22 protein-coding genes are annotated in these 22,630 nt (G+C 70.2%); 12 read left to right on the top strand and 10 right to left on the bottom strand.

Annotated elements, in window-relative coordinates; genetic code table 11:
• Window positions 1-52: 52 nt before the first annotated feature.
• Window positions 53-856, top strand: coding sequence for a MerR family transcriptional regulator (locus BBA86_RS07795; RefSeq protein WP_065571043.1), 804 nt, complete (start codon window positions 53-55; stop codon window positions 854-856).
• Between the two features lie 169 nt (window positions 857-1,025).
• On the opposite strand, the gene purU is transcribed toward BBA86_RS07795, so the two are convergent.
• The 3 genes from purU to BBA86_RS07780 form a co-directional block, all read right to left on the bottom strand.
• Window positions 1,026-1,904, bottom strand: coding sequence for a formyltetrahydrofolate deformylase (purU, locus tag BBA86_RS07790; protein WP_065571042.1), 879 nt, complete (start codon window positions 1,902-1,904; stop codon window positions 1,026-1,028).
• Window positions 1,905-1,960: 56 nt separating this feature from the next.
• Window positions 1,961-3,445: a peptide MFS transporter gene (locus BBA86_RS07785; protein WP_065571041.1), complete on the bottom strand. Its 1,485-nt coding sequence runs from the start codon at window positions 3,443-3,445 to the stop codon at window positions 1,961-1,963.
• 66 nt (window positions 3,446-3,511) lie between these two features.
• Entirely contained in the window at window positions 3,512-5,227 is a 1,716-nt protein-coding gene (locus tag BBA86_RS07780) for a long-chain-fatty-acid--CoA ligase (protein WP_065571040.1), read from the bottom strand.
• Between the two features lie 105 nt (window positions 5,228-5,332).
• Here BBA86_RS07780 and BBA86_RS07775 point away from each other — a divergent pair, with 105 nt between their 5' ends.
• Together BBA86_RS07775 and BBA86_RS07770 are read left to right on the top strand one after the other, a co-directional pair.
• Window positions 5,333-6,226 carry a WcbI family polysaccharide biosynthesis putative acetyltransferase gene (locus BBA86_RS07775; RefSeq protein WP_065571039.1) on the top strand — a complete coding sequence of 298 codons (894 nt, stop codon included), beginning with the start codon at window positions 5,333-5,335 and terminating at the stop codon, window positions 6,224-6,226.
• An 18-nt stretch (window positions 6,227-6,244) separates the two neighbouring features.
• Window positions 6,245-6,940 carry a GNAT family N-acetyltransferase gene (locus tag BBA86_RS07770; RefSeq protein WP_065571038.1) on the top strand — a complete coding sequence of 232 codons (696 nt, stop codon included), beginning with the start codon at window positions 6,245-6,247 and terminating at the stop codon, window positions 6,938-6,940.
• Window positions 6,941-6,961: 21 nt separating this feature from the next.
• On the opposite strand, the gene BBA86_RS07765 is transcribed toward BBA86_RS07770, so the two are convergent.
• Window positions 6,962-8,143 (bottom strand): cobalamin-independent methionine synthase II family protein, encoded by a 1,182-nt coding sequence (locus BBA86_RS07765; protein WP_065571037.1) that lies wholly within the window; start codon window positions 8,141-8,143, stop codon window positions 6,962-6,964.
• 65 nt (window positions 8,144-8,208) lie between these two features.
• Between BBA86_RS07765 and menC the strand changes: the two genes are divergently transcribed.
• Window positions 8,209-9,342: an o-succinylbenzoate synthase gene (menC, locus tag BBA86_RS07760; protein WP_065571036.1), complete on the top strand. Its 1,134-nt coding sequence runs from the start codon at window positions 8,209-8,211 to the stop codon at window positions 9,340-9,342.
• A gap of 6 nt (window positions 9,343-9,348) precedes the next feature.
• Here menC and BBA86_RS07755 read toward each other — a convergent pair whose 3' ends face one another.
• The 4 genes from BBA86_RS07755 to BBA86_RS07740 all read right to left on the bottom strand — a co-directional run bounded on the left by BBA86_RS07755 (window position 9,349) and on the right by BBA86_RS07740 (window position 13,728).
• Window positions 9,349-9,618 carry a hypothetical protein gene (locus tag BBA86_RS07755; protein ID WP_065571035.1) on the bottom strand — a complete coding sequence of 90 codons (270 nt, stop codon included), beginning with the start codon at window positions 9,616-9,618 and terminating at the stop codon, window positions 9,349-9,351.
• A gap of 116 nt (window positions 9,619-9,734) precedes the next feature.
• Window positions 9,735-11,135, bottom strand: coding sequence for an MFS transporter (locus BBA86_RS07750; protein ID WP_065571034.1), 1,401 nt, complete (start codon window positions 11,133-11,135; stop codon window positions 9,735-9,737).
• Between the two features lie 77 nt (window positions 11,136-11,212).
• Window positions 11,213-12,013, bottom strand: coding sequence for an SDR family oxidoreductase (locus BBA86_RS07745; protein ID WP_065571033.1), 801 nt, complete (start codon window positions 12,011-12,013; stop codon window positions 11,213-11,215).
• Between the two features lie 260 nt (window positions 12,014-12,273).
• On the bottom strand, window positions 12,274-13,728 hold the full coding sequence (locus tag BBA86_RS07740) for a flotillin family protein (protein ID WP_065571032.1): 1,455 nt from the start codon (window positions 13,726-13,728) through the stop codon (window positions 12,274-12,276).
• 124 nt (window positions 13,729-13,852) lie between these two features.
• On the opposite strand from BBA86_RS07740, the gene BBA86_RS07735 reads away from it, so the two are divergent.
• Complete coding sequence (locus BBA86_RS07735; RefSeq protein ID WP_065571031.1) at window positions 13,853-14,224, top strand: DUF4870 domain-containing protein; 372 nt, start codon at window positions 13,853-13,855, stop codon at window positions 14,222-14,224.
• A gap of 116 nt (window positions 14,225-14,340) precedes the next feature.
• Complete coding sequence (locus tag BBA86_RS07730; RefSeq protein WP_065572219.1) at window positions 14,341-15,729, top strand: glycine--tRNA ligase; 1,389 nt, start codon at window positions 14,341-14,343, stop codon at window positions 15,727-15,729.
• 55 nt (window positions 15,730-15,784) lie between these two features.
• Here the strand turns inward: BBA86_RS07730 and BBA86_RS07725 are convergent, their stop codons facing one another.
• Window positions 15,785-17,653: an alpha/beta hydrolase gene (locus tag BBA86_RS07725; protein WP_065571030.1), complete on the bottom strand. Its 1,869-nt coding sequence runs from the start codon at window positions 17,651-17,653 to the stop codon at window positions 15,785-15,787.
• A 192-nt stretch (window positions 17,654-17,845) separates the two neighbouring features.
• Window positions 17,846-18,421, bottom strand: a complete 576-nt coding sequence (locus BBA86_RS07720) for an HhH-GPD-type base excision DNA repair protein (RefSeq protein WP_065571029.1) — start codon at window positions 18,419-18,421, stop codon at window positions 17,846-17,848.
• Between the two features lie 49 nt (window positions 18,422-18,470).
• Between BBA86_RS07720 and BBA86_RS07715 the strand changes: the two genes are divergently transcribed.
• The 6 genes from BBA86_RS07715 to BBA86_RS07690 all read left to right on the top strand — a co-directional run bounded on the left by BBA86_RS07715 (window position 18,471) and on the right by BBA86_RS07690 (window position 22,603).
• The gene (locus BBA86_RS07715) at window positions 18,471-19,892 is read left to right on the top strand and encodes a protoporphyrinogen/coproporphyrinogen oxidase (protein WP_065571028.1); all 1,422 of its coding nucleotides are present in this window, start codon (window positions 18,471-18,473) and stop codon (window positions 19,890-19,892) included.
• A gap of 88 nt (window positions 19,893-19,980) precedes the next feature.
• Window positions 19,981-20,394 (top strand): hypothetical protein, encoded by a 414-nt coding sequence (locus BBA86_RS07710; protein WP_065571027.1) that lies wholly within the window; start codon window positions 19,981-19,983, stop codon window positions 20,392-20,394.
• Complete coding sequence (locus tag BBA86_RS07705; RefSeq protein WP_065571026.1) at window positions 20,391-20,801, top strand: phage holin family protein; 411 nt, start codon at window positions 20,391-20,393, stop codon at window positions 20,799-20,801. The genes BBA86_RS07710 and BBA86_RS07705 overlap by 4 nt, the downstream gene beginning before the upstream one ends.
• Window positions 20,791-21,057 carry a hypothetical protein gene (locus BBA86_RS07700; RefSeq protein ID WP_065571025.1) on the top strand — a complete coding sequence of 89 codons (267 nt, stop codon included), beginning with the start codon at window positions 20,791-20,793 and terminating at the stop codon, window positions 21,055-21,057. The genes BBA86_RS07705 and BBA86_RS07700 overlap by 11 nt, the downstream gene beginning before the upstream one ends.
• Window positions 21,058-21,226: 169 nt before the next feature.
• Window positions 21,227-22,054 (top strand): uroporphyrinogen-III synthase, encoded by an 828-nt coding sequence (locus BBA86_RS07695; RefSeq protein WP_065571024.1) that lies wholly within the window; start codon window positions 21,227-21,229, stop codon window positions 22,052-22,054.
• Window positions 22,055-22,126: 72 nt separating this feature from the next.
• On the top strand, window positions 22,127-22,603 hold the full coding sequence (locus tag BBA86_RS07690) for a hypothetical protein (protein WP_065571023.1): 477 nt from the start codon (window positions 22,127-22,129) through the stop codon (window positions 22,601-22,603).
• Window positions 22,604-22,630: the final 27 nt, after the last annotated feature.

Below are 22,630 nucleotides of genomic sequence, written 5' to 3'. Positions count from 1 at the left end.
ACGGGGCGGGGCTTGACCCTCACACGGTGTCAGACTGTGGCCTGGGATCACCATGTTGAGTATCGGAGAGTTCGCCCGCCTCGCCGGCGTCTCTGTGCGGATGCTGCGTCACTACGACCAGCTCGGTCTGCTGCGCCCGCAGCGGGTCGATCCCTTCTCGGGATACCGCTCCTACGCCGCGTCGCAGTTGGACCGCGCCAATCGACTGGTCGCGCTGAAGGGCCTCGGCTTCACGCTGGAGCAGGTCGGCGTCATGCTCGACGACGGGATGTCGTCGAGCGAGGTCGCCGTGCTCCTGCGCGAGCGGCGGGTCGAGCTCGCGGCCCAGATCGATGCGGACCGGCAGCGCCTGCACGAAGTCGAGACGAGACTCCGATCGATCGAGAAGGAGAATCCCATGTCCGAGTACACCGAAGGTGCGCTGCCCGAGCTGACGATCGTCCAGCTGTCGGCGAAGGTCGACGAGATGTCGCAGATCGAGGAGGAGATCGGCGGCATGTTCGCGCGCGTCGGTGCTCTGATCGAGGCGGCCGGTGCGAGCCGCGTCGGTCCCGGCGTCGCCGTCTACACGACCGTCGACGACGGCATGATCGCCGCCGCGGCGGAGCAGATCGGCGATGCGCCCGTGCCCGACGGCCTCGAGCGCGCGGTGGTGCCGCGGCATCCGCGTGCCGTCTCGACCCGTCTCGATGCCGATGACCTCAGCGGAATCCAGGCCGCGTGGCAGGCGCTCGTCGCCGAGATCGAGCGCCGCGGGCTGCGATTCGACGGCCCCTCGCGCGAGATCTACGAGCAGACGCCCTACGACGGTCCGGGCTCGCGCTGGATCGTCGACCTGCAGCAGCCCGTCGCCTGACGAGCCGTTTCCGGGGACGCGAGGTGTCGCCTGGCGCGGAGCGCAGCGACCGTTCGCGTCCCCGGGTCGCGGCCTCATCGCGTTCCGGGGACGCGACGTGTCGCCCCAACCCCGGCCGAGCGACCGTTCGCGTCCCTCGAACGCCCCGCGGAACCCGCGCCCGACCCCGTCAGAAGATGATCGTGTGGTTCCCGTGGCGGATGACGCGGTCCTCGGCGTGCCAGCGCACTGCGCGCGAGAGCACCTGGCGCTCGACGTCGGCGCCGCGGCGGACGAGCTCGGCGGTGGTGTCGGCGTGGGTGACGCGGATCGTGTCCTGCTCGATGATCGGGCCCTCGTCGAGGTCGCCGGTCACGTAGTGGCTCGTCGCGCCGATGAGCTTCACACCGCGCTCCTTCGCCTTGCGATACGGCTCGGCGCCGATGAAGGCGGGCAGGAACGAGTGGTGGATGTTGATGACCGGCACGCCGAGCTCTTCGAGGAACTCCGGCGACAGGATCTGCATGTATCGCGCGAGCACGACGAAGTCGACGTTGCCCTTGAGCAGCTCGAGGATCTTCGCCTCGGATGCCGACTTGTCAGGACCCGGCGTCGACGGCACGTGGAAGAACGGCACCCCGAACGAGCGGACGTCGTCGGCGGAGGTCGTGTGATTCGAGACGACCATCGGCACCGTGATGGGCAGCTCGCCGCGGCGGTTGCGCCACAGCAGGTCGAGCAGGCAGTGGTCCTGCTTCGACGACAGGATGGCCATGCGCTTGGGCACGGACTGGTCCGTCAGCGACCACTCCAGGTCGAACGGCGCCAGCGTGTCGGCGATCTCGGTCTCGATCGCGGGGCGCTGCCCGGCGAAGTCCGGACGGTGGAAGACGACCCGCTGGAAGTACGCGCCGCCGCGGGGGTCGTCGGAGTACTGGTCGAACTGGACGATGTTGCCACCGATCCGCGTGATCATCGCCGAGACCGCGGCGATGATGCCGGGGCTGTCCTTGCCGTGCACGATGAGGCAGGCGTGGTCGGGGTGGAGCTGCGACACGGGCGAAGTCATCCCTCGATTCTGCCCTGTGCGCTGAGGGATGCCGACCGCGTGACGCGCGGCATCCGTCAGCGCACGCCCTTCATGAGCGACAGCACCGGCTTCACGCAGACCAGCAGCAGCACGCCCATCGCGATCGAGATCCCGCCGAGCGTCGCGAAGTACGGCACCTCGTTCGTCGGGTCGTATAGCGTCGCGAGCTGACCGGCGATCGCGGTGCCGAGCGACACCGACAGGAAGAACAGTGCGACCATCTGCGTCTGGAACCGCTCCGGCGCGAGCTTCGTCGCTGCCGACAGTCCGACCGGCGAGAGCATCAGCTCCGCGATCGTGAAGACGAGCAGGATGCCGACGATCGCGAGCAGCGGCGTCGAGTTCGCCCCGCCGCCCGCGAAGGGCAGGAAGAGCAGGAACGCGACACCCATGACGGCGACACCCAGGGCGAACTTCACCGGCGTCGACGGCTGACGGGAGCCGAGCTTCGACCACACCGCGGTGAAGACACCGGCGAGCAGGATGATGAACACCGGGTTGATCGACTGCACCCACGGGATCGGCATCTCCCAGCCGAACAGGTTCCGGTCGAGGCGTTCGGCCGAGTACAGCGTCACGACCGTGAACTGCTGCTGGTAGAGCGACCAGAACACGACCGACGTGAGGAACAGCGGCAGGAAGCCCCACACCCGGCTGCGCTCCTGCGTCGTGATCTGCCGGCTCAGCAGGATGACCGCGAAGTAGGCGATGGCCGCGACGATGACGGCGCCGATGACGATGAGCGCCAGGTTGTCGGCGCGGATGACGCCGGTCAGGACCAGGACGACGATGACCACCACGGCGGCCGCGCCGATCCCCGCGAAGAGCGGGTATCGCCCGCGCGGCAGCGGGTTGGGGACGATGCGGGCCTCGGCGGGCAGGCTCCGGCGGCCGAACGAGTACTGGGCCAGGCCGAGCGCCATGCCGAGGGCGGCGAGCCCGAAGCCCCAGTGGAATCCGAGGGTCGACTGCAGCAGGCCGGTCAGCAGGGGGCCGGCGAACGCGCCGAGGTTGATGCCGAGGTAGAACAGCGAGAAACCGGCATCCCGTCGCGAATCATCGGCGGCGTACAGCGTGCCCACGACGCTCGTGGCAGTCGCCTTCAGTCCGCCGGATCCGAAGGCGACGAGGATCAGGCCGACCGTCACGCCCGCGAAGCCCGGGAGGAGGGCGAGGGCGATGTGCCCCGCCATGATGACGATGGCGCTCAGGAAGAGCACGCGTTCGGCGCCGAGGATGCGGTCGGCGATCCAGGCGCCGAGGACGGTCGACAGGTACACCGCGCCGCCGTACGCGCCGACGATGCTCGCCGCGACCGTCTTGTCGACGCCGAGCCCCCCGTCGGTGACGGAGAAGTACAAGTACAGGAGCAGGATGCCCTGCATGCCGTAGAAGCTGAAGCGCTCCCACATCTCGACGCCGAATACGTGCGCGAGCGCGAACGGCTGGCCGAAGAATCGGGTGTCGCGCGCTGCGGTGTCGTCGGAGGACGGGAGGTCGACGGGAGGTACGTTCCGCATTCGTCCCAGGTTAGGCACCGGTCCTGGACGAGGCACCCAGGTTGTGCGGCATCCCGCGCGGGTGTATCAGTCCGCGTCGGCGGCGCGCGTCGCGTGCCGGTCGGCGACAAGGGTGTCGCGCACGCGGCGGCGGAGCACCTTGCCGATGAGGGACTTTGGGAGTTCCTCCCAGACGACGTAGGTCGTCGGCCGCTTGTACTCCGCGAGGCGCTCGCGGGCCAGCTCGCGCGCGGCGGCCTCGTCGAACGCCGCACCGTCCTCGAGGACGACGACCGCTGTGACGACCTCGGCGCCGCCGCCGCGGGGGATGCCGACGACCGCCGTCTCGGCGACGCCAGGCGTCCCGGTCACGACCTGCTCGACCTCGGACGGCGCGACGTTGAAGCCGCCCGTGATGATGAGCTCCTTCTTGCGGTCGACGACCGTGACGAAGCCGTCCTCGTCTTGCTGCACGAGATCGCCGGTGCGCACCCAGCCGCCCTCGAGCAGTGTCGCCGCTGTCTCCTCGGGGCGGTTCCAGTAACCGGCGAACACCTGCGGCCCGTGGATGAGCAGTTCGCCGGTCTCGCCCTGCGCCACCTCGTGGGTCGGTTCCTCCGGGTCGACGACCTTGATGTCGGTGGAGGGGAAGGGGATGCCGATGGCCCCGATGCGGCGCGACTCGTCGAACGGGTTGGCCAGGGCGATCGGGCTCGTCTCGGTGAGGCCGTACCCCTCGTTGAGCATGCTGCCCGCGAGCTTCTCCCAGCGCGAGACGACGGCGGGCGTGAGTGTCATCGCCCCCGAGATGGAGTACACGACGCGGGTGAGGTCGAGGTCGCCGTCGCGGGCGACCCGGGCCAGCCGGTCGAACATCGGCGGGACGGCGGGGATGAACGTCGGCGGGAATCGCTTCGCGGCATCCACCACCAGTTCGGGATCGAACGTGGGGAAGAGCACGGCACGCGACCCGGTCTCGACGGAGTAGATGACCGACAGCAGCAGCCCGAACGAGTGGAACATCGGCAGCAGCCCGTAGATGCTGCCCTCGCCGTGGCGGAATTCCGGCATCCATGCGGCGCCCATGCGGGCGTTCGCCCAGAGGTTGCCGTGCGTGATCATGGCGCCCTTGGGGTCTCCCGTGGTGCCCGACGTGTACTGCAGGCAGGCGAGGTCGTCGCGCCCCGGCCGGGGGTGCCCCGCGGCGATGGGCGCGGAGCTCTCGAGCCGCGTGAACGGGATCGTGCCGGGCGCGGCCGCCGTCAGCTTGGCACGCGACTCCCGGGCCTTCGCGACGGGCAGGCGCAGCAGCATCCGCGTCTTCAACGGCATCGCGGTGGTCACGTCGACCGAGACGACGTCGCGGATGCCGAGCGCGGCCGGCAGCGACTGTACGAGCGGCGCGACCTTGTCCCACGCGATCACCGTGCGGGCGCCGTGGTCGCGGAACTGCACCTCGAGCTCGTCCCGCGTGTAGAGCGGGTTGTGCTCGACCACGACGGCGCCGAGCCGCAACACGGCATAGAACGCGATGACGTGCTGCGGGGCGTTCGGCATGATCAGCGCGACCCGGTCGCCGGCGCCGATGCCGAGCTTCCGCAGCCCCTCGGCGACGCGCGCGACCCGCGAGCCGAGCTCGTCGTAGGTCACCGCCCGCCCGAAGAACGCGATCGCGTCGCGCTCGCCGTACTGGCGCACGCGCTCGTCGAGCAGATCGGTGAGGGAGCCCGTCACGGGTTCGATGTCGACCGGCGTGCCGGCGGCGTAGAAGCGGTTCCAGGCGCGGGTCTCGTTCAGCTGCACGGCGACGATCCTAGGTCGCGAGGTGTCCTGCGCGTGCCCCCTTGCTCGCGAGCGGCCCGCGCGCAAGCGTTCGCGACGACGGATGCCGCCTGCGACGCTCGAGCGATGACCACCGATGCGCGCACTGCCCGACGGGACCACTACGCCGGCTTCTTCGGCGACCTGCCCCGCACGGACTACGGGGTCGTCGTCGGCAACTGCCAGGCCGAATCGGTGCGCCTCGTGCTCGATTCCGACGACCTCCCGCTCCTGCGTGTGCCGCCCGTGTACGAATTGGATGCCGCCGACACCGCACGCCTGCACGAGGTGATCGCCGGAGCCTCCGCGCTCATCGCGCAGCCGGTGAAGGACGACTACCACGGCCTTCCGCTGGGGACTCGGCAGCTCGCGGCATCCCTCCCCTCCTCGGGTCGGGCGGTCACCTTCCCGATCGTCCGCTTCACGGGCCTCTACCCGTTCCAGGCCGCGTTGCATGTGCCGGGGACGGAGGAGGTCCCGCCGCTCGTGGCCTATCACGACGTCCGCACGCTCACCGAGGCGGCGGGCATCCCCGTCCGCGAGCACCTGCCCGTCCACGCCGTGCGCGCCGAGGCCGCCGATTCGCTCGCGGAGCTGCAACGGCGCGAGCGGTCGCTCGATGTCTCGGTGTCGGACCTGTTCGCCGAGCCCCGGTTCGACCTCGTCCGGACGGTGAACCATCCGGGGAACGAGGTCATCCTCGAGATCGGGAGCCGCGTGCTCCGCGCGCTCGGACGCCCCGGCGGAGCGACCGACCCCGGCCGGCCGCTGCTCGACGCAGTCCACGCCCCGCGCGAGCCGTGGGTCATCGAGGCATGGAGCCTCGACTCCCCTCCCGAGTCGGGATGGCGCGTGAACGGCGCCGTCGTCGATCCGGCCGAGATCCGCGAGGCGCACCTCGAGTGGTACCGGCAGAACCCCGGCTTCGTCCGGGGCGCCCTCGAACGGCTGCGCCCGACCGTGGAGCGCTGGCGACGCTGATCGGCGTAGCGTGTCGGCATGGCTGACGCGCTCGACATCCGCGAACTGCACACGATCGACGAGATGGTCGCCGCCAGCGCCGTCTTCGAGGCGGTGTGGGGATCGCCCGATGGCGGGATGCCGCCGAACCTGCTGCGCGCGTTGGAGCACTCCGGCAACTACGTCGTGGGCGTCTTCGACGGCGAGCGGATGGTCGCGGCATCCGCCGCCTTCTTCGGTCCGCCGAGCTCCCGCAGCATGCACTCGCATGTGACGGGTGTGCTGCCCGAGGCGCAGGCGCGGGGGGTCGGTCGTGCGCTCAAGGCGCACCAGCGCGAGTGGGCGTTCGCGCACGACGTCGGCACCATCACGTGGACCTTCGACCCGCTCATCGCCCGGAACGCCCACTTCAACCTCGAGGTGCTCGGCGGGCGCGTCACCGATTACCTCGTCGACCACTACGGCGACATGGGCGACGCGATAAACAGCGGTGACGAGAGCGATCGGCTGCACGTCGCGTGGCACCTGGCGTCGCCGGCACCGACCCCCGCGGCATCCGAGGTGGTCGGGACGGTCGCGATCCCGCCGGACATCGAGGCGCTCCGCAGGGACGACCCGGATGCCGCGGCCCGCCTCCGCCGCGAGGTCCGCGACGCGTTCCGGGCGCAGCTCGACGCCGGCCTCGTGGTGGGCGGTTTCCGCACCGGCGAGGGGTACCTCTTCGTCCGGAGCTGAGGCGACTGGCGTCGAGGGCGCTCAGCCGACCCGGCGTGCTCCTTCACCGAGGGCCTCGAGCTTCGCCCAGGCGATGTCGGGGTGGATGCGGCCGCCGAGGCCGCAGTCGGTCGAGGCGATGACGCGGTCGGCGCCGACGATGTCGGTGTAGCGGCGGATGCGCTGCGCGACGAGGTCGGGGTGCTCGACGACGTTGGTCGCGTGGCTGACGACGCCCGGGACGAGGACGAGGTCGTCGGGGATCCGGGCGTCCGCCCACACGGCGAACTCGTGCTCGTGGCGGACGTTGCCCGCCTCGAACGAGACCGACCCGACGTTCGCCTCGAGGACGACATCGAGGATGTCCTTCAGTTCGACGTCGGTCGTGTGCGGACCGTGCCACGAACCCCAACATAGATGCAGGCGCACCTGCTCCTTCGGGAGTCCTTCGATGGCCCGGTTGATCGCTTCGATCCGGATGCGGGTGAACGCCCGGTAGTCGGCGGTCGAGGGCTCGGGGTCGATCTGGTCGTAGTTCTCGGCCAGCGACGGGTCGTCGAGCTGCAGGATGAGGCCCGCGTCCGTGATCGCCCGGTACTCTTCGCGCAGGGCATCGGCCCACGCGTCGATGTGCTCCTGCTCGGTCGCGTAGTAGTCGTTGTGGACGCGTGCGGCCGAGCCGGGGGCGATCGCGGTGAGGAAGCCCTGCTCCCCGTCCTGGAGCGCCGCCGTCAGGTTGCGGATGTCGGCGGCGACAGCGTCGTGGCCGCGGTACGAGATCGGGCCGGTCGTGGTCGGGAAAGCGGACGCGATGCGGCCCGTCTCGACTGCCTCGGCGTAGACCGCGGGGAAGCGCTGCCGATCCCGGCGGCCCAAGAAGCTCGTGAGACGGATGTTCCCCGGGCTCGACAGGACGGGCGGCTCGGTGAACGCGTTCACCTCGGTCAGCGACAGCCCCGCGACGCGCTGGAAGGAGTATCCCCACCACGCGCCGTAGTCGACCGGGTTCGTCATGGCCTTCCCGAACTCGCCGTCGCCGACGAGAGTGATCCCCGCGGCGCGCTGGCGCTCGACGACCTCGGTGACGGCGCGAGCGGTCAGCTCCTCGGCCTCGGCGCTCGGCAGCAGGGTGAAGCCGTCGTCGGCGAACGCACGCGCGGCGTTCGCCTCGATCAGCGCGGTCGAGCGGGGAAGGCTTCCGGAGGTGGTCGTCTCGAGGGGCATGGGCCGAGTCTAGGAATCCACGGATGCCGCTGCACCCGTCCTGCAACGGCCCGTAACCTGACCCCATGCCGCTCGCTCCGCACGCCGCATCCGTCCGCCTCGACGAGATCGAGCTCCGGGTGCTCCGCATCCCGCTCGTCGCCCCGTTCACGACGTCGTTCGGCACCATGATCGACCGCGAGGTCATCGTCGTGCGCGCGAGGACCGACGCGGGCGAGGGGTGGGGCGAGGTCGTCACGCAGAACGCACCGGTGTACTCCAGCGAGTACACGCAGGGCGCGTGGGACGTCGCGACGCGCTGGCTCGGTCCGGCCCTCCTCCAGCGGGGCAACCTCGCTCCCGAGGACGTCGCGAGTGTCTTCGACCCGTTCGTCGGCCACAGGATGGCGAAGGCGGGACTCGAGCTCGCCCTGCTCGACGCGGCCCTGCGGGGTGAGGGGCGGTCGTTCGCGTCGTACCTGGGCGGGACGGCGGCGACGATCCCTTCGGGGGTGAGCGTCGGCATCCAATCGGATCCGGCAGCCCTGGTCGAGACCGTCCGCGGCTACCTCGACGAGGGGTACGTCCGGATCAAGATCAAGATCAAGCCCGGCCGCGACATCGGTGACACGGATGCCGTGCGCACAGCATTCCCCGACATCCCGCTGCAGGTGGACGCGAACTCGGCCTACACGCTCGCCGACGCCGACACGCTCGCGCAGCTCGACCGCTTCGGTCTCCTGCTCATCGAGCAGCCGCTGCAGGAGGACGACCTCGTCGACCACGCCGCCCTCGCGCAGCAGCTGAAGACACCCGTCTGCCTCGACGAGTCGATCACCTCGGTCAAGGCCGCCCGCGACGCGCTCGCCCTGGGGGCGACGACGGTCATCAACGTCAAAGCGGGGCGCGTCGGCGGCTATCTCGAGGCGCTCCGCATCGCCGATCTGTGCGAATCCGCCGGCATCCCGGTGTGGTGCGGCGGCATGCTCGAGACCGGGATCGGTCGCGCCGCGAATGCCGCGCTCGCCGCGCACCCCGCGTTCACGCTGCCGGGCGACGTCTCGGCATCCGCTCGGTTCTACGAGCGTGACATCGTGACCGAGCCCGCCGTCCTCGAGGACGGACATGTGCGGGTGCCGACCGGCCCGGGGCTCGGCGTCGAGGTCGACCTCGACGCGGTCGAGGCGTTCACCGTCGCGCGCGAGACGCTGCGACGGTGAGGCGCGTCACCAGAGGATGCCGCCGCCGATAGAGATGCCGCCCCATGTGAGCAGCACGAAGATCGCCGCGAAGACGACCGGGCCGATGCCCTTGCCGCTGCGGGCGAGTCCCTTGAAGAGGGCGATGACGGCCAGGATCGCCGCGACGATGGACAAACCGCCGCCGACGAAGAACCCGATGAACAGCGGGATCGGCATGAGGATGAGGCCCGCGAGACCGACCCAGAAGGCAGCCCAGGCGGTCGGGTTGGAACGGCGTTCGGTGGCGTAGGACATGGATCCATCCTCGCGTGGGTCACGCGATGCCGCGACGGGGCTGTCCGGAAGGATCGGTCGTGCTAGGGAGCCGGCGGGTCGACACCCCCGTACCCGAGGCCCACGGCGCGGCTGCGTCAGCGCGGCATCGAGGGCCGCGCCTCGTGCGGGTCACGGCGCTGCGGGATGAAGAGCGCGACGCCGAGCGCGATCCCGGCGGCGCCGAGTCCGAGGGCGAAGGAGAGCTGGAACGCGGCCGGGGTGGGGACGGCGACTCCGCCGACGTCGACGGTGAGCGCGGCGAGCACCGCGCCGACGACGGCGGCGGCGATCGAGGTGCCGAGCGAGCGGAACAGCGCATTGAGACCGTTCGAGGCACCCGTCTCGTGCTGCGGCACCGATCGCATGATGAGCATCGGCATGCCGGCGTAGCCGAAGCCGATGCCGACACCGATGAGCAGGTTGGCGATGAGCAGGTGCCAGACCTCCGACGCCCACAGCAGCGAGTAGCCGTACGCCAGGATCAGCGCGCTCGCGCCCATGATCAGGAGCACCCGCGGCCCGATCGTCCGGGCGAGACGACCCGAGAAGGGGGAGAGCACCATCATCACGAGCCCTGCGGGCATGACGATGAAGCTGGCCTGGACGAGAGTGAGTCCGAAACCGCCGGCGGATGCCGGCAGCTCCAGCATCTGCGGGTAGGACACATTCGAGGCGAACAGCGAGAAGCCCATCGCGACCGAGGCGAGGTTGGTGAGCAGCACGGCGGGCCGGGCGGCTACCCGCAGGTCGAGGAGGGGTTCGCGGATGCGGAGCTCGAACCAGCCCCACACGAGCAGAACGGCGAGCCCACCGAGTCCGAGCGAGAGGGTCGCAGGAGAAGCCCAGCCCCATTCATTGCCACGCGAGACCGCGAGCAGTACGCCCGTGAGCCCGATCGCCAGGCCGATCGCGCCGGCGAAGTCGAACCTGCCGGCGGTCCGCAGGACGCTCGCCGGCACCACGAGGGCGACGAGGACGAAGACCACGGCGCCGAGTCCCGCCGCCATCCAGAAGAGCACGTGCCAGTCGCTCGTCTCGGTGATGATCGCACTGACCGGCATGCCGACCGCGCCGCCGACGCCGAGCGTCGCGGACATCAGGGCGATCGCGGCATCCACCCGGTCCTCGTGCAGCACGTCGCGCATGATCGAGATGCCGAGCGGGACGACGCCCGTCACGGCGCCCTGCAGGGCGCGTCCGACGATGATCCCGCCGATGCCGGGGGAGAGCGCGGCGATGACCGACCCGACGATGAGGAGCCCCAGCAGGATGAGCACGATGCGGCGTTTGCCGTACATGTCGCCCAGGCGCCCCGCGATCGGCGTCGAGACGGCCGCGGCGAGCAGCGTCGCGGTCACCACCCAGGCGGTGTCCTCGCGCGACGCGTTCAACAGTTCGGGAAGCTTCGACTGGATCGGCACGACCAGCGTGAACATGAACGACGACGCCAGGCCCGCGATCGCCAGAACCGCGACGATCGCGCCCTGTCGTGGCATCCGGGTGAGTCTGCGTCTGTCGTCCGAAGCCATCCCTCCAGATTAAACGCGGGGGAGCGCCTGGGACGCGGCGCGGCTCAGCCGGCGGAGCGCCAGTCGTCCGACTCCATGTGCGAGCCCGCCTGCGGACCCATCTGGAGCATGCCGCCGTCGACCACCCAGGTGGCGCCCGTCACGTACGACGACGCGGGGGAGGCGAGGAAGGCGACGACGTCGGCGATCTCCTCCGGCTTGCCGGGACGGGGGATCGGGATGCCGGGGCGGTGCGTGTTCTCGGCGTCCTCGGCGTCCATGTCGTTGATGGGCGTCGCGATCTCGCCCGGGGCGACGGAGTTGACCGTGATGCCCTTCGCGCCGAGTTCTTGCGCCATGGTCTTCACGAGCCCCTCGAGGCCGTGCTTGGAGGCGACGTACGCAGCCGAACCGACGCGGGGCTGCGATCCGTGCACGCTCGTGACGGCGATGATCCGCCCTTCCTGGCCGGCGTCGGCCATGAGGGTCGCCGCCGTGTGCATCCCCACGAAAGCTCCGTCGAGGTTGAGACCGACGACCGTCCGCCAGCCCTCGATGTCCATGTCGAGGAACGGTCCGCCCGTGCCTCCGCCGGCGTTGTTGACGAAGACGTCCAGGCCGCCGAGCTCGTCGGCGAGGTGACGGATGACGCCCGGCACGGACTCGAGGTCGGTCGCGTCGAACTGCGCGACGACGGCCTTCCGGCCGCGGCGACGGACCTCCTCGGCGGTGCCGTTCGCGCCCTCTTCATCGGAGTGCCACGTGACGCCGACGTCCATCCCGGCATCGGCCAGGGCGAGGGCGGTGGCGCGCCCGATCCCGGAGTCGGAGGCGGTCACGATGGCGCGTCGAGGGGAGAAGGTCATGTCTCGACGGTACGAATCGGGCAGCGGGCCCGGCACCGGGTTGACAGCGCTCTGCCTGCGCCGTAGCCCGGCGGGGGCTCATCTCGCGTCACGGGGTGTGGCTTGGGGAGGAGATGCGGCTTCGAGAGGAGACATCCGGCCGATCCGGTCCTCGGGAGCCGCCATCTCCTCGGGAGCCGCCATCTCCTCGGGAGGGCGCTCCGCGCCGAACGCGAATCGGCCACCCGTCGAGGACGGGCGGCCGATTCGGGGAGGTGTTCTTACACCGCGTCCGGCGACTCGGCGGGAGCCGCGGGCTCGGCGGCCGCTGCGACCGGCTCGGTCGAGCGTCGACGCAGCGGTGCGGCGTCCTGCTCATTCTGCGGGCCCTGGTCGTTCTGCAGACCCTGGGCGATGCCGCGACCGGTCGCCTGGCCCTGGATGATGCCGCGGAGGTCGATCCCGGTCGCCGCCTGGACGGCGTCGAACGTCGCGCGCATGCTCGACGCGCTCTCGCCCGCGATGTGGCTCGAGGCGCCCTCGCCGCCGAGGACCGTGATCGATCCGACCTTGTCGAAGCCGCGGGCGAACTCGGTCATGAGCGGGACGAGCGACTCGATCGCACGCTGTGCGAGCAGAGCCTGCTGGTTCTCAGCGAGGGCGCGTGCCTCGGCCGTGAGCGCCGCAGCGCGCGCTTCACCTTCGAGTCGCACGGCGGCGGCGTCGGCCTCGGCGCGCAGGCGCGTGGCCTCGGCTTCCTGAGCCGCGATCCGCGCACGGGCCTCAGCGGCCTTGACCTGCGTGTACGCGTCGGCGTCGGCGGAGCGCTCGCGCTCGTAGAGGGACGCATCGGCGACCTTCTTGACGTCGGCATCGAGCTGCGCCTGGCGGTTCTCGGCCTGCTGCAGGAGGACGGCCTGCTCGCGCTCGGCGCGGGCGAGGGCTTCGGCCTGCTCCGCCTCGGCGCGGGCGCGACCGACCTCGGCCGCGGCGGCAGCGGAGTTCTTGTCGTACGCCGTCTGCTCGATGAGATTCGCCTCGTCGGTCGCGATCTGCCGCGCCTTGACCTCGCGGGCCGCGTTGATGCGGGCGACCTCGGCCTCGCGACGGACGCGCTCCACCTCGGTCGCACCGAGTGCGTCGATGTACCCGTTCTTATCGGTGACGCCCTGGATCTGGAACGAGTCGAGGATCAGGCCCTGCGACAGCAGGTCGCTCTTGATGCCGTCGGCGATCTGGTCCGACAGCTTCTGCCGGTCGTTCATGAGCTGCTCGACGGTCAGGGTCGCCACGACCCCGCGGAGCGCACCTTCGAGCTGCTCGGTGGTGAACTGCTCGATCGCGCCGTCCTGCGAGAGGAAGCGCTCGGCCGCACGCCGGACGAGTTCGGGGTCGGACCCGATCTTGACCAGAGCGACACCGCTGACGTTCACCGTGACGCCGGTGGACGACTGGGCCGTCGGCTCCATCTTGATCTGGCGAGCGCGCAGCGAGATCATCTCGGCGCGCTGCGTGAGCGGGTTGACGAGCGCGCCGCCGCCGGTGATGACGGAGATGCGCGACGAATCCCCCGATGCGTTCTTCTGATTGCGTCCGACGATCACGAGCGCCTGGTCGGCCTTGGCGACCTTGTACCACGCGCGCAGCACGATCATGAAGATGATGATGAAGACGATGACGGCGACGACGGCGATCGCGCCGATGACGACTGCCCCGCCGGTGACGAGTGCGTCCATATGTGATTCCCCCGAGTCTCGATGTCTGTGTGCGGCACGGTGAACATGCCCGCTACGAACGTATCGGTTACTCCAGCCGCGTGACGAGGTCGGTCACCAGCCGGCGGACCTCTACGCTGGCGCCATGACGATGCCCCCGCCTCCTCAGCCGCCCTACGCCGTCGCCCCGCCTCTCAGCCCGCAGGACGAGAAGCTCTGGGCGACTCTCGCGCACCTCGGCGGAATCATCTTCTCCCCGTGGGGTGCCCTGATCATCTACCTGGTCTTCCGCGAGCGCGGGCCGTTCGTCCGCGCGCACAGTGCAGCGGCGCTGAATTTCCAGCTGACGATGATCATCGCCTCGTTGATCTGCATCCCGCTGATGTTCGTCTTCATCGGGTTCATCCTCCTGGCCGCTGTCGGCGTCTACGCCCTCGTGATCGAGGTCGTCGCCGCCGTGAAGGCGAACCAGGGGCAGTGGTACACGCCGCCTCTCAGCATTCGCTTCGTCTCCTGATCGTCGCCGTCCGGCCACGCCGGATCGGCCGGGGCGCCCCGATAGACTGACGGATGCCGCGCGCTGCGGCATCCGCGCTCTCGCGCACCCTCTTCACAACGACCATTGGAGCCACCGTGGCCGAGCAGTCCCGTCTCGACAAAGTCATCGCCCTCGCCCGTCACCGCGGGTTCGTCTTCCAGGCGGGCGAGATCTACGGCGGGTCGCGGTCGGCGTGGGACTACGGCCCCCTCGGCACCGAGCTCAAGGAGAACATCCGTCGTCAGTGGTGGCAGACGTTCGTCCGCGGGCGCGGCGACATGGTCGGCCTCGACTCCTCGGTGATCCTGCCCAAGCGCGTGTGGGAGGCCTCGGGCCACGTCGCCACCTTCAGCGACCCGCTCGTCGAGTGCCTGCAGTGCCACAAGCGCTTCCGTGAGGACACGCTCATCGAGGACTTCGAGGCCCGCAAGGGCCGCAAGGCCGAGAACGGTCTCGGCGACATCCCGTGCCCGAACTGCGGCACGAAGGGCCAGTACACCGAGCCCAAGTCGTTCTCGGGTCTCGTGAAGACCTACCTCGGCGTCGTCGACGACGAGAGCGGCCTGCACTTCCTGCGTCCCGAGACCGCGCAAGGCATCTTCGTCAACTTCTCGAACGTCCTCACCGCATCGCGCAAGAAGCCCCCGTTCGGCATCGGCCAGGTCGGCAAGGCGTTCCGCAACGAGATCACGCCCGGCAACTTCATCTTCCGCACGCGCGAGTTCGAGCAGATGGAGATCGAGTTCTTCACGCCTCCCGCCGAGGCGGGCGAGTGGTTCGATCACTGGGTCGAGGCGTGCTGGAACTGGTTCATCGACCTCGGCATCGACCCCGAGAACATGCGGCAGTTCGACGTGCCGAAGGAGGACCGCGCCCACTACTCGGCCGGCACCATCGACGTCGAGTACCGGTTCGGCTTCACGGGCAAGGAGTGGGGCGAGCTCATGGGTGTCGCCAACCGCACCGACTTCGACCTGTCGAGCCACATCGAGGCGTCCGGGCAGAAGCTCGCGTACTTCGACCAGGCATCCGGTGAGACCTACGTCCCGTACGTCATCGAGCCGTCCTTCGGTCTGACGCGGGCCATGATGGCATTTCTCGTCGACGCGTACCGCGAGGAGGAGGTGCCGAACGCGAAGGGCGGCACCGACACCCGTACGGTCCTCGGCCTCGACCCGCGCCTCGCGCCCGTCAAGGTCGCCGTGCTTCCGCTGAGCCGGAACGAGCGCCTGTCGCCGCTGGCGCGCAAGGTGGCCGACGACCTGCGCGCGAACGGCTGGAACGTCGACTTCGACGACGCCGGCGCGATCGGTCGCCGCTACCGCCGTCAGGACGAGATCGGAACGCCGTTCTGCGTCACGGTCGACTTCGACTCGCTCGACGACGACGCCGTCACGATCCGCGACCGCGACTCGATGGCGCAGGAGCGTGTGGCTCTGTCCGAGCTCCACGCGTACCTCGCCCCGCGTCTGCGTGGCGCCTGACCCGCACGACGAAAGGCCCGCCGACACAGTCGGCGGGCCTTTCGTGTATCGGTCGTCAGCCGACGATCGGCCACATCTGGAAGCTCGACGACGCGGCGAGGCTCCAGACGATGAACACCGTCACCATGATCGAACCGACGTACGTCCGTCCCGTCTTGCGGAAGAAGTACGTCCACAGGCACGCCGCGACGGGCCAGAACACGAGCAGGGGCAGGTAGTAGATCGCGCCGAGGCCCGCGGCCGTCATCGTCTGCGGGTCGGACCCGAACGGCAGGGGCTGGCCGGCCAGCAGCGGGATGTAGGCGATGAGCACCCACACGAGCGCGCCGAGCGTCATGACGATCGAGTTGACGAGCATCTCCTGCCACAGCGGCGCCTTCCCGGCACGCCAGCGGAGGAACCCGTTGAAGAGGATCCCCTGCGCCACGAAGAAGAACGCGAACGGCAGCAGGTAGCCGAAGAACGCAACCCAGCGAGGCGGCGTCAGCGGGGGGAGCGTGACGACCCACGACCGGAAGTCGACGTGCCAGACGGCGTCGGTGAACGTCAGGATCAGGTAGACGGGTGCCACGACCGCCGCGGTGAACAGAACGGCCTTGCCGATCTTGCCCCAATCGATCCCGCCGCCGCGGTGCTCGGTGACACCGTAGGCGGCGAAGTCGCCGCCGGTGCGGCGCGTGAACGCGAAGTGGTTCAGCGCGATGAGCGCCCAGGCGATGACGCCGACGAGCAGGCCCCACGCCATGTAGATGTTCGTGAAGTTCTGCGGCCAGAGCGTGCTGACGCCGATCGCGGGGGTGAAGAACATGTTCTTCCACACGGGCAGGTACAGCAGGGGGCCGAGAGCCGTCGTGATGATCGCACCGATCCACCACCCGGGTCCGCGCAGGCCCCGGTACTCGGGAACGGCCCGGACGAGTCCGGCGAACGCGCGGGTGCGCAGCATCAGGCTGCCGCCGGCGAACAGGAACAGGATGCCGCCGAGCAGCGCCAGCGATGTGCCGACGAGCTTGAAGGGCCAGATCTGATCGGCGGGGGAGAGGCCCGATCCGTCGGTGAGGGTCTTCTGCATCCACTCGACGGCGTCGCCGATCGAGGCGGGAGCGTCGGTCGACGAGGCGTGCCCCTCCCACTCGCTGTAGAGGATGCGGGCGGTGCCGTCCTCGATGGAGCCGTAGACGCGCCCGGGCTCGATGCGGTCGTTCGTCTCGAAGAAGGCCTTCAACGCGGGAGACTCCGGGGCGTCGAGACCGCGGCTGACTGCGATCAGGCCGGGCAGCTCCGTCCACTGACCGATCAGCACGGCCGCGTTGCGGATGCCCTTGATGGCGGACACGTCGACCGAGCCGGGCTGCCCGGGCTCGGACTCCATGTAGAAGACCGAGCGGTAGCCGTCCGGCTGCGACAGCGCCGCGGCGGTCGCGGCGCAGAAGCCGCCCTGCGACATGCCGACGAGGCCGATCCGCGAGGTGTCGACGCCGGGGACGGTCTGCAGGTAGGCGAGCGTGGCAGGACCGCCGCAACCGGCATCCTGGTTCGCGCCGTTCGAGGAACCGTGGCCGATCTGATCGGCGGAGACGACGATGAAGCCGCGACGGGCGAGCTCGAGCGCCGTCTGCTCCATGTGGTCCTTCTGGTTGTTCAACCCGTGCCACATCGCGATCGCCGGAGCGGTCTTGTCGGGTGACAGGTTCGCCGGCTTGTAGACGTTCGCGCTGATCTGCTGGCCGGTCGGGCTGAAGATCGTCACCTCGCTGACGGAGGTGGCTCCGCCGGCGGTGTTGATCTGCATGGCCAGGTAACTGCCCGCGACCATCAGGAAGACGGCGATCGCGGCGACGATCTTCGGGCGGTCGCGCCAGAACGGGCGGCGTGGGTTGTGGGGTGCGCTGGCGACGGTGTCGTCGGCTGGCGTCTTTGCCATCTAGGGGTCCTCTCGGGAAACGTTCTCGCGGCTACGCGAAAACTGGACCGAGAGTACGAGCGTCGGGACGGATACTCAATCGTCGTGCACGAACGTGCGCGACGAGCGGGTCGGATTCAGGTGAATACGTCCTGCGGGCAGCGGCACGCGGGTGCGAGAGGCGTCCGCGCGCACGTATTCGCGCGGTGACGATCAGTTCTTCGCGGCCTTCGCCTCGGCCTTCGCCGCGCGCTTGTACTCGCGCACCTTGGTGAGGGACTCCGGCGACACGATGTCGGCGACGGAGCGGAACGAGCCCTCCTCGCCGTACGCGCCGGCGGCGTCGCGCCACCCTTCGCCCGCGTACCCGTACTGCTTGCCGAGCAGGGCGACGAAGATCCGGGCCTTCTGATCGCCGAAGCCGGGAAGCGACTTCAGCCGGTTCAGGACGGCGCGACCATCGGGGTCGCCCTGGATCCACAGCGCCGAGGCATCGCCGCCCCATTCGTCGACGAGCGCCTGGCAGAGCGCTTGTACGCGTCCCGCCATCGACCCGGGAAAGCGGTGGACCGCGGGAGTCCGACTGAATGCGGCGGCGAACTCGTCGGGGTCGGCTGCGGCGATCTGCGCGGCATCCAGTCCTCCCGTGCGGTCGCGGATCTTCAACGGGCCCGCGAAAGCAGTCTCCATGGCGATCTGCTGGTCGAGCAGCATCCCGATGAGCAGGGCGAGCGGTTCGTCGGTGAGGAGCGCGTCGGCGGCCTCGTCGCCGGTGATGTGAAGGGCCATGAGTCCATGTTCCCACCGTCGCCGCGCAGCCGTGGGGGAGGATGGGAGCATGAGCTCCGACGCCGCCACCGACCTCATCTCGCAGGCGCGCCGCGCGCGCGTCGCCGTCGTCGGCGGCGGCATCGCCGGTCTCGTCGCCGCGCTGCAGTGCGCGAAGGTCGGCATCTCCGTCACGCTGTTCGAATCCTCCGACCGGCTCGGCGGAATCGTGGCGTCGGCAGACCTCGACGACCGGATGACGGATGTCGCCGCCGACGGCTTCCGCGTGGCCCCGGGAGCCCTCGCCGAGCTCATCGATGAACTCGGCCTGCGGGGGGCCGTCGTTCCCGCGCGGGATGCCGACACGTGGGTCGCCGGCCCGCACGGGGTCGCACCTCTGCCGGCTGCGTCGATCCTCGGCATCCCGGCGAACCCGTTCGACGCGCGTGCGCGCCGGATCATCGGCTCGCGCGGCGCGTGGCGGGCGTACGTCGACCGGCTGCGGCCGCCGCTGACGATCGGCGCCGAGCGCAACCTCGGCGCCCTCGTGCGCACGCGCATGGGGTCCCGGGTCCTCGAGCGAATGGTCGCCCCGCTGACCCACGGCATCCACGGCGTGCCTCCCGAGCAGGTCGACGTCGACCGCGCCGCGCGCGGACTCAACTCGGCGCTCACTCGCACCGGCTCTCTGTCGGGCGCCGTCGCCCAGCAGCTCCCCGACGCGGACGCCGACTCCCGCCCCTCCCGCGCGACGATCGCCGGCGGCATGTCCGTGTTCGTCGCCGCACTCGCCGAGCGATTGGCCGACCTCGAGGCCGACGTCCGCACCGGAGTCGATGTGGACGGGATCGCGTCCGCAGGCGACGGATGGTCGCTTGCCTGGACAGCAGGCGACGAGAGCGGTGAGCTCGAGGTCGACGCGGTGATCGTCGCGACCTCGGAGCGTCCCGCGCGGCGCCTGCTCGCGCCCCACCTGGGCGGCCTCGACGGTGCGCCGCTGTCTCCTGACGACGTCGATGTCGTGACCCTCGTCCTCGACGCGCCCTCGCTCGATGACCGGCCGCGAGGTCACGCGGTCTACGCGGTTCCGGGCGAGGCCGCGGCGCTCGCGGTCGTGCACGCGACGGCGACATGGCCGCACGCGGCCGGCGATCCGCACGTCGTGCGCGTGACGCTCCCCGCGAGCGAGGACGGTGATGACGACGCGATCGCCGCGGCCACGGCGGCGGCACGCGAGCTGCTCGCCCTCGAGGCTCCCGCCGTTCGCGCGGCGCATCGCGCTCGGTGGCCCCGCTCCCTCCCCTCGTCCGCGCTGTCGCCTGCGCGCGACGAGCTGCGCCGCGCCGCCCGCGTCCACGAGCGTCTCGGCGTCGTCGGCGCCTGGGTCGACGGCACCGGTCTCGCGCGGGTCGCGGCCGATGCGAAGACCGAAGCGGAACGCATCCGGTCGGGGCTGCTGTGGCACGCCGGCGGCGAGGGTGCCTCGACCTGAGCCCGCTGTCAAGGGTGGATGCCTCGAACGGAATGCGCCGATACGCTGAGTGCTCGGCACCACATCGCTTCGAACGTGAGGAATCGCCATGAAGGGCAAGATCGGAATCGTCGTCGGACTCACCGCCGGCTACGTCCTCGGGGCCCGCGCGGGCCGCCAGCGCTACGAGCAGATCAAGGACGCCTACCTGCGCGTCTACAACACGCCAGCCGTCCAGAAGCAGGTCGACAAGGTCGCTGGCTTCGGCAAGTCCGCCGCGTTCGCGCTGCCGAGCGTCCTGTGGAACGGCGCCGTCAAGGTCACGCGCGCCGCGACCACGTCGGGAACCCCCGGCCAGAAGCTCGACGCCGCGCTGGACGCGTCTGAAGATGCGGCTGAGGACGTCAAGGACGCCGCCAAGACCACCGCCGACGCCGTGTCGGGCTCGGCCAAGAAGTCGACCAGTCGGGCGTCGTCCAGCACGACGGGCGGCTCGGGCAAGAAGTCCCCGACCGAGTCATGAGCACTCCCCGCGGATTCCGGGATCGGCGCGACGAGAGCCTCCTCGGCCTCGTCGGAGAGCTGCCCGAGCTCGTCAAGAACCTCATCGTCGCCGAGATCAACGCGGCGAAGGCCTGGGCGACGCGAACGGGGAAGGATGCCGGCGTCGTTGCGCTTTGGTTCGTCCTCGCCCTCTTCTTCCTCTTCTGGACCCTGCCGGCGATCGGCGCGTTCACCATCATCGGGCTCTCGTCGTGGATGGCGCCGTGGCTGGCAGCCCTGATCCTCGTCGTGCTCGGACTGCTGCTCTTCGTCATCGCCGCACTCCTCGGATTCCTGAGGGTCCGGCGCATGAAGAATCGTGAGAACCCCGCGAAGGCCCTGTCGACCGACGCCCGAATCGTGAAGGAAGTGGCCGATGAGTTCTGATCTCCCCCGCACCGCCGTCCCGCTCGGCATCACCGACCCGGTCGAGCGCGCCCGCGCCGAGCTGAAGGCGGCTCTGGTCGCCATCGAGGAGAAGGCGAACGTCCCCAAGCGGGCGGCTCGTGCGAGTCGCCGTGCCAAGGTGTCCGCTCGCGAGTTCGCGGACCGCAACCCCTCGGGTGCGGCGATCGCAGCCGTGGGCGCCGCTGTGGCCGTCGGTCTTCTCGTGTGGGGCGCGGTCCGCCTCTACACCCGCTGAGGCAGCACCGCGTCACCGGTGCCGACGCCGGGGGTATGCTCGGTTCAGGCAGCGGCGACGGCGCGATTGCTGCCGACGACACGGTCCCGAACGTGCGCGATCGCGCGCATTCTGCTGAGCGTCGGCCGTCTCGCGCAGGGGTGGCCGACGCCTACACGAGAGTCGAACCATGAACACATCCGCTGCGACAGCACCGAAGCCCCTCAAGGGCTGGCGTGTGCTGGTTCCGCGCGGAGGCCCGTGGGGTGACAGCGTCGCCGCCGCACTGCGGGCGCAGGGTGCCACGCCGGTCATCGCGCCGCTGATCAACTTCGCCCCCTCCGAGGATCCCACCGACCTCGAGTCCGCGCTCCGCGACCTCGCCTCCGGTGCCTTCGACTGGGTGACGCTCACGAGCTCGACGACCGTCGACGTCTTGCACGCCTACCGTGCGGTGATCCCCCACTCGACCCGCGTCGCCGCCGTCGGTGAGACGACCGCCGCGGCCCTGGGTGCGGTCGGATACCGGGTCGACCTGGTTCCCGAGGACGACAACTCGGCGGCGGGGATGGCGGCACAGCTCATCGCGCTCGAGCCGAAACCCACTCGCGTCCTGACACTGCGGAGCGAGCTGGCGAAGCCCGTCCTGACCCGCCTTCTCGAAGAGGCGGGGCACGACGTGCGCAGTGTCGTCGCGTACCGGACGGTCGGCGTCCCCGTGACCGAGAAGGTCGCGACCGACGTGCGGTCGGGGCGCATCAACGCGATTCTCGTCACGAGCGGCTCGGTCGCCGAACAGGTGCACGAGCAGTTCCCCGAGATCCCCGAGTCGACCGTCATCGCCGCGATCGGACCGCGCACCGCGAAGGATGCGCGTCGTGCAGGACTCGGGGTGAGCGTGACGGCCAAGGAGCAGACGGTCGCCGGTCTCATCTCGGCCGTCGGCCAGTTCCCTCTCCCGCACGCGATCGACGAGCTCGCGCCCCCGACCGGTTCGTTCCCCCGCATCCAAGGCTGACGCACGTGGTCGAGACCGGATCGTTGCGGCCCCGGCATCCGTCCCGCCGGACCTCTTTGGCAGACTGAATCCATGGTGACGCTGCTGCTCGATTCGTCGCGACTGGAGGTCGCGCTGTCCGCCACGGAGCGCGTGCTGGCGTTCCGGAAGGATGCCGTCAGGGTCGAGCGCGCGCACATCGCGAAGGTGCAGCTCGTCGACGATCCGTGGTCGTGGTTGCGCGGTGTCCCGAATCCGGGCACGGTCGTTCCTCGGACCGTCGCGATGGGAGTGTGGCGCTCGGCCGGCGGAGACGACTTCGTCCTGGTCCGCCGACGTCGCCCGTCGGTCGTGATCGATCTCGAGGGGGATCCGGAGTTCCAGCGGCTCGTGCTGACCACGCGCCACGGGCTGGCGCTCGTCCAGGCACTGCGGCTCGAGGGCGAGGACGAGCCCGTCGACGTCGTCCAGCTCGTGACGACCGAGATCCCGGTGCAGAACGGGGATGCCGCGGCGAGCCCGTCGGGTCGTGCACCCCGTCGACGCGCGCCGCGACCGGCCCAGGCCTGACGGGCCCCGCTCTCGGCCGGTCCTGGT

This window comes from Microbacterium oleivorans, assembly GCF_001691565.1.
Taxonomy (GTDB): domain Bacteria; phylum Actinomycetota; class Actinomycetes; order Actinomycetales; family Microbacteriaceae; genus Microbacterium; species Microbacterium oleivorans_B.
This window is presented reverse-complemented; position numbering and strand designations above follow the sequence as displayed.

Coding starts and splice junctions, on each gene's coding strand:
- menC (WP_065571036.1), top strand. CDS start 8,209: ATGCCGCTCGCTCCGCACGCCGCATCCGTCCGCCTCGACGAGATCGAG.
- BBA86_RS07720 (WP_065571029.1), bottom strand. CDS start 18,421: ATGGCCCTTCACATCACCGGCGACGAGGCCGCCGACGCGCTCCTCACC.
- BBA86_RS07710 (WP_065571027.1), top strand. CDS start 19,981: ATGAAGGGCAAGATCGGAATCGTCGTCGGACTCACCGCCGGCTACGTC.
- BBA86_RS07725 (WP_065571030.1), bottom strand. CDS start 17,653: ATGGCAAAGACGCCAGCCGACGACACCGTCGCCAGCGCACCCCACAAC.
- BBA86_RS07705 (WP_065571026.1), top strand. CDS start 20,391: ATGAGCACTCCCCGCGGATTCCGGGATCGGCGCGACGAGAGCCTCCTC.
- purU (WP_065571042.1), bottom strand. CDS start 1,904: ATGACTTCGCCCGTGTCGCAGCTCCACCCCGACCACGCCTGCCTCATC.
- BBA86_RS07740 (WP_065571032.1), bottom strand. CDS start 13,728: ATGGACGCACTCGTCACCGGCGGGGCAGTCGTCATCGGCGCGATCGCC.
- BBA86_RS07745 (WP_065571033.1), bottom strand. CDS start 12,013: ATGACCTTCTCCCCTCGACGCGCCATCGTGACCGCCTCCGACTCCGGG.
- BBA86_RS07690 (WP_065571023.1), top strand. CDS start 22,127: ATGGTGACGCTGCTGCTCGATTCGTCGCGACTGGAGGTCGCGCTGTCC.
- BBA86_RS07770 (WP_065571038.1), top strand. CDS start 6,245: ATGGCTGACGCGCTCGACATCCGCGAACTGCACACGATCGACGAGATG.
- BBA86_RS07735 (WP_065571031.1), top strand. CDS start 13,853: ATGACGATGCCCCCGCCTCCTCAGCCGCCCTACGCCGTCGCCCCGCCT.
- BBA86_RS07715 (WP_065571028.1), top strand. CDS start 18,471: ATGAGCTCCGACGCCGCCACCGACCTCATCTCGCAGGCGCGCCGCGCG.
- BBA86_RS07695 (WP_065571024.1), top strand. CDS start 21,227: ATGAACACATCCGCTGCGACAGCACCGAAGCCCCTCAAGGGCTGGCGT.
- BBA86_RS07755 (WP_065571035.1), bottom strand. CDS start 9,618: ATGTCCTACGCCACCGAACGCCGTTCCAACCCGACCGCCTGGGCTGCC.
- BBA86_RS07775 (WP_065571039.1), top strand. CDS start 5,333: ATGACCACCGATGCGCGCACTGCCCGACGGGACCACTACGCCGGCTTC.
- BBA86_RS07785 (WP_065571041.1), bottom strand. CDS start 3,445: ATGCGGAACGTACCTCCCGTCGACCTCCCGTCCTCCGACGACACCGCA.
- BBA86_RS07795 (WP_065571043.1), top strand. CDS start 53: ATGTTGAGTATCGGAGAGTTCGCCCGCCTCGCCGGCGTCTCTGTGCGG.
- BBA86_RS07765 (WP_065571037.1), bottom strand. CDS start 8,143: ATGCCCCTCGAGACGACCACCTCCGGAAGCCTTCCCCGCTCGACCGCG.
- BBA86_RS07700 (WP_065571025.1), top strand. CDS start 20,791: ATGAGTTCTGATCTCCCCCGCACCGCCGTCCCGCTCGGCATCACCGAC.
- BBA86_RS07750 (WP_065571034.1), bottom strand. CDS start 11,135: ATGCCACGACAGGGCGCGATCGTCGCGGTTCTGGCGATCGCGGGCCTG.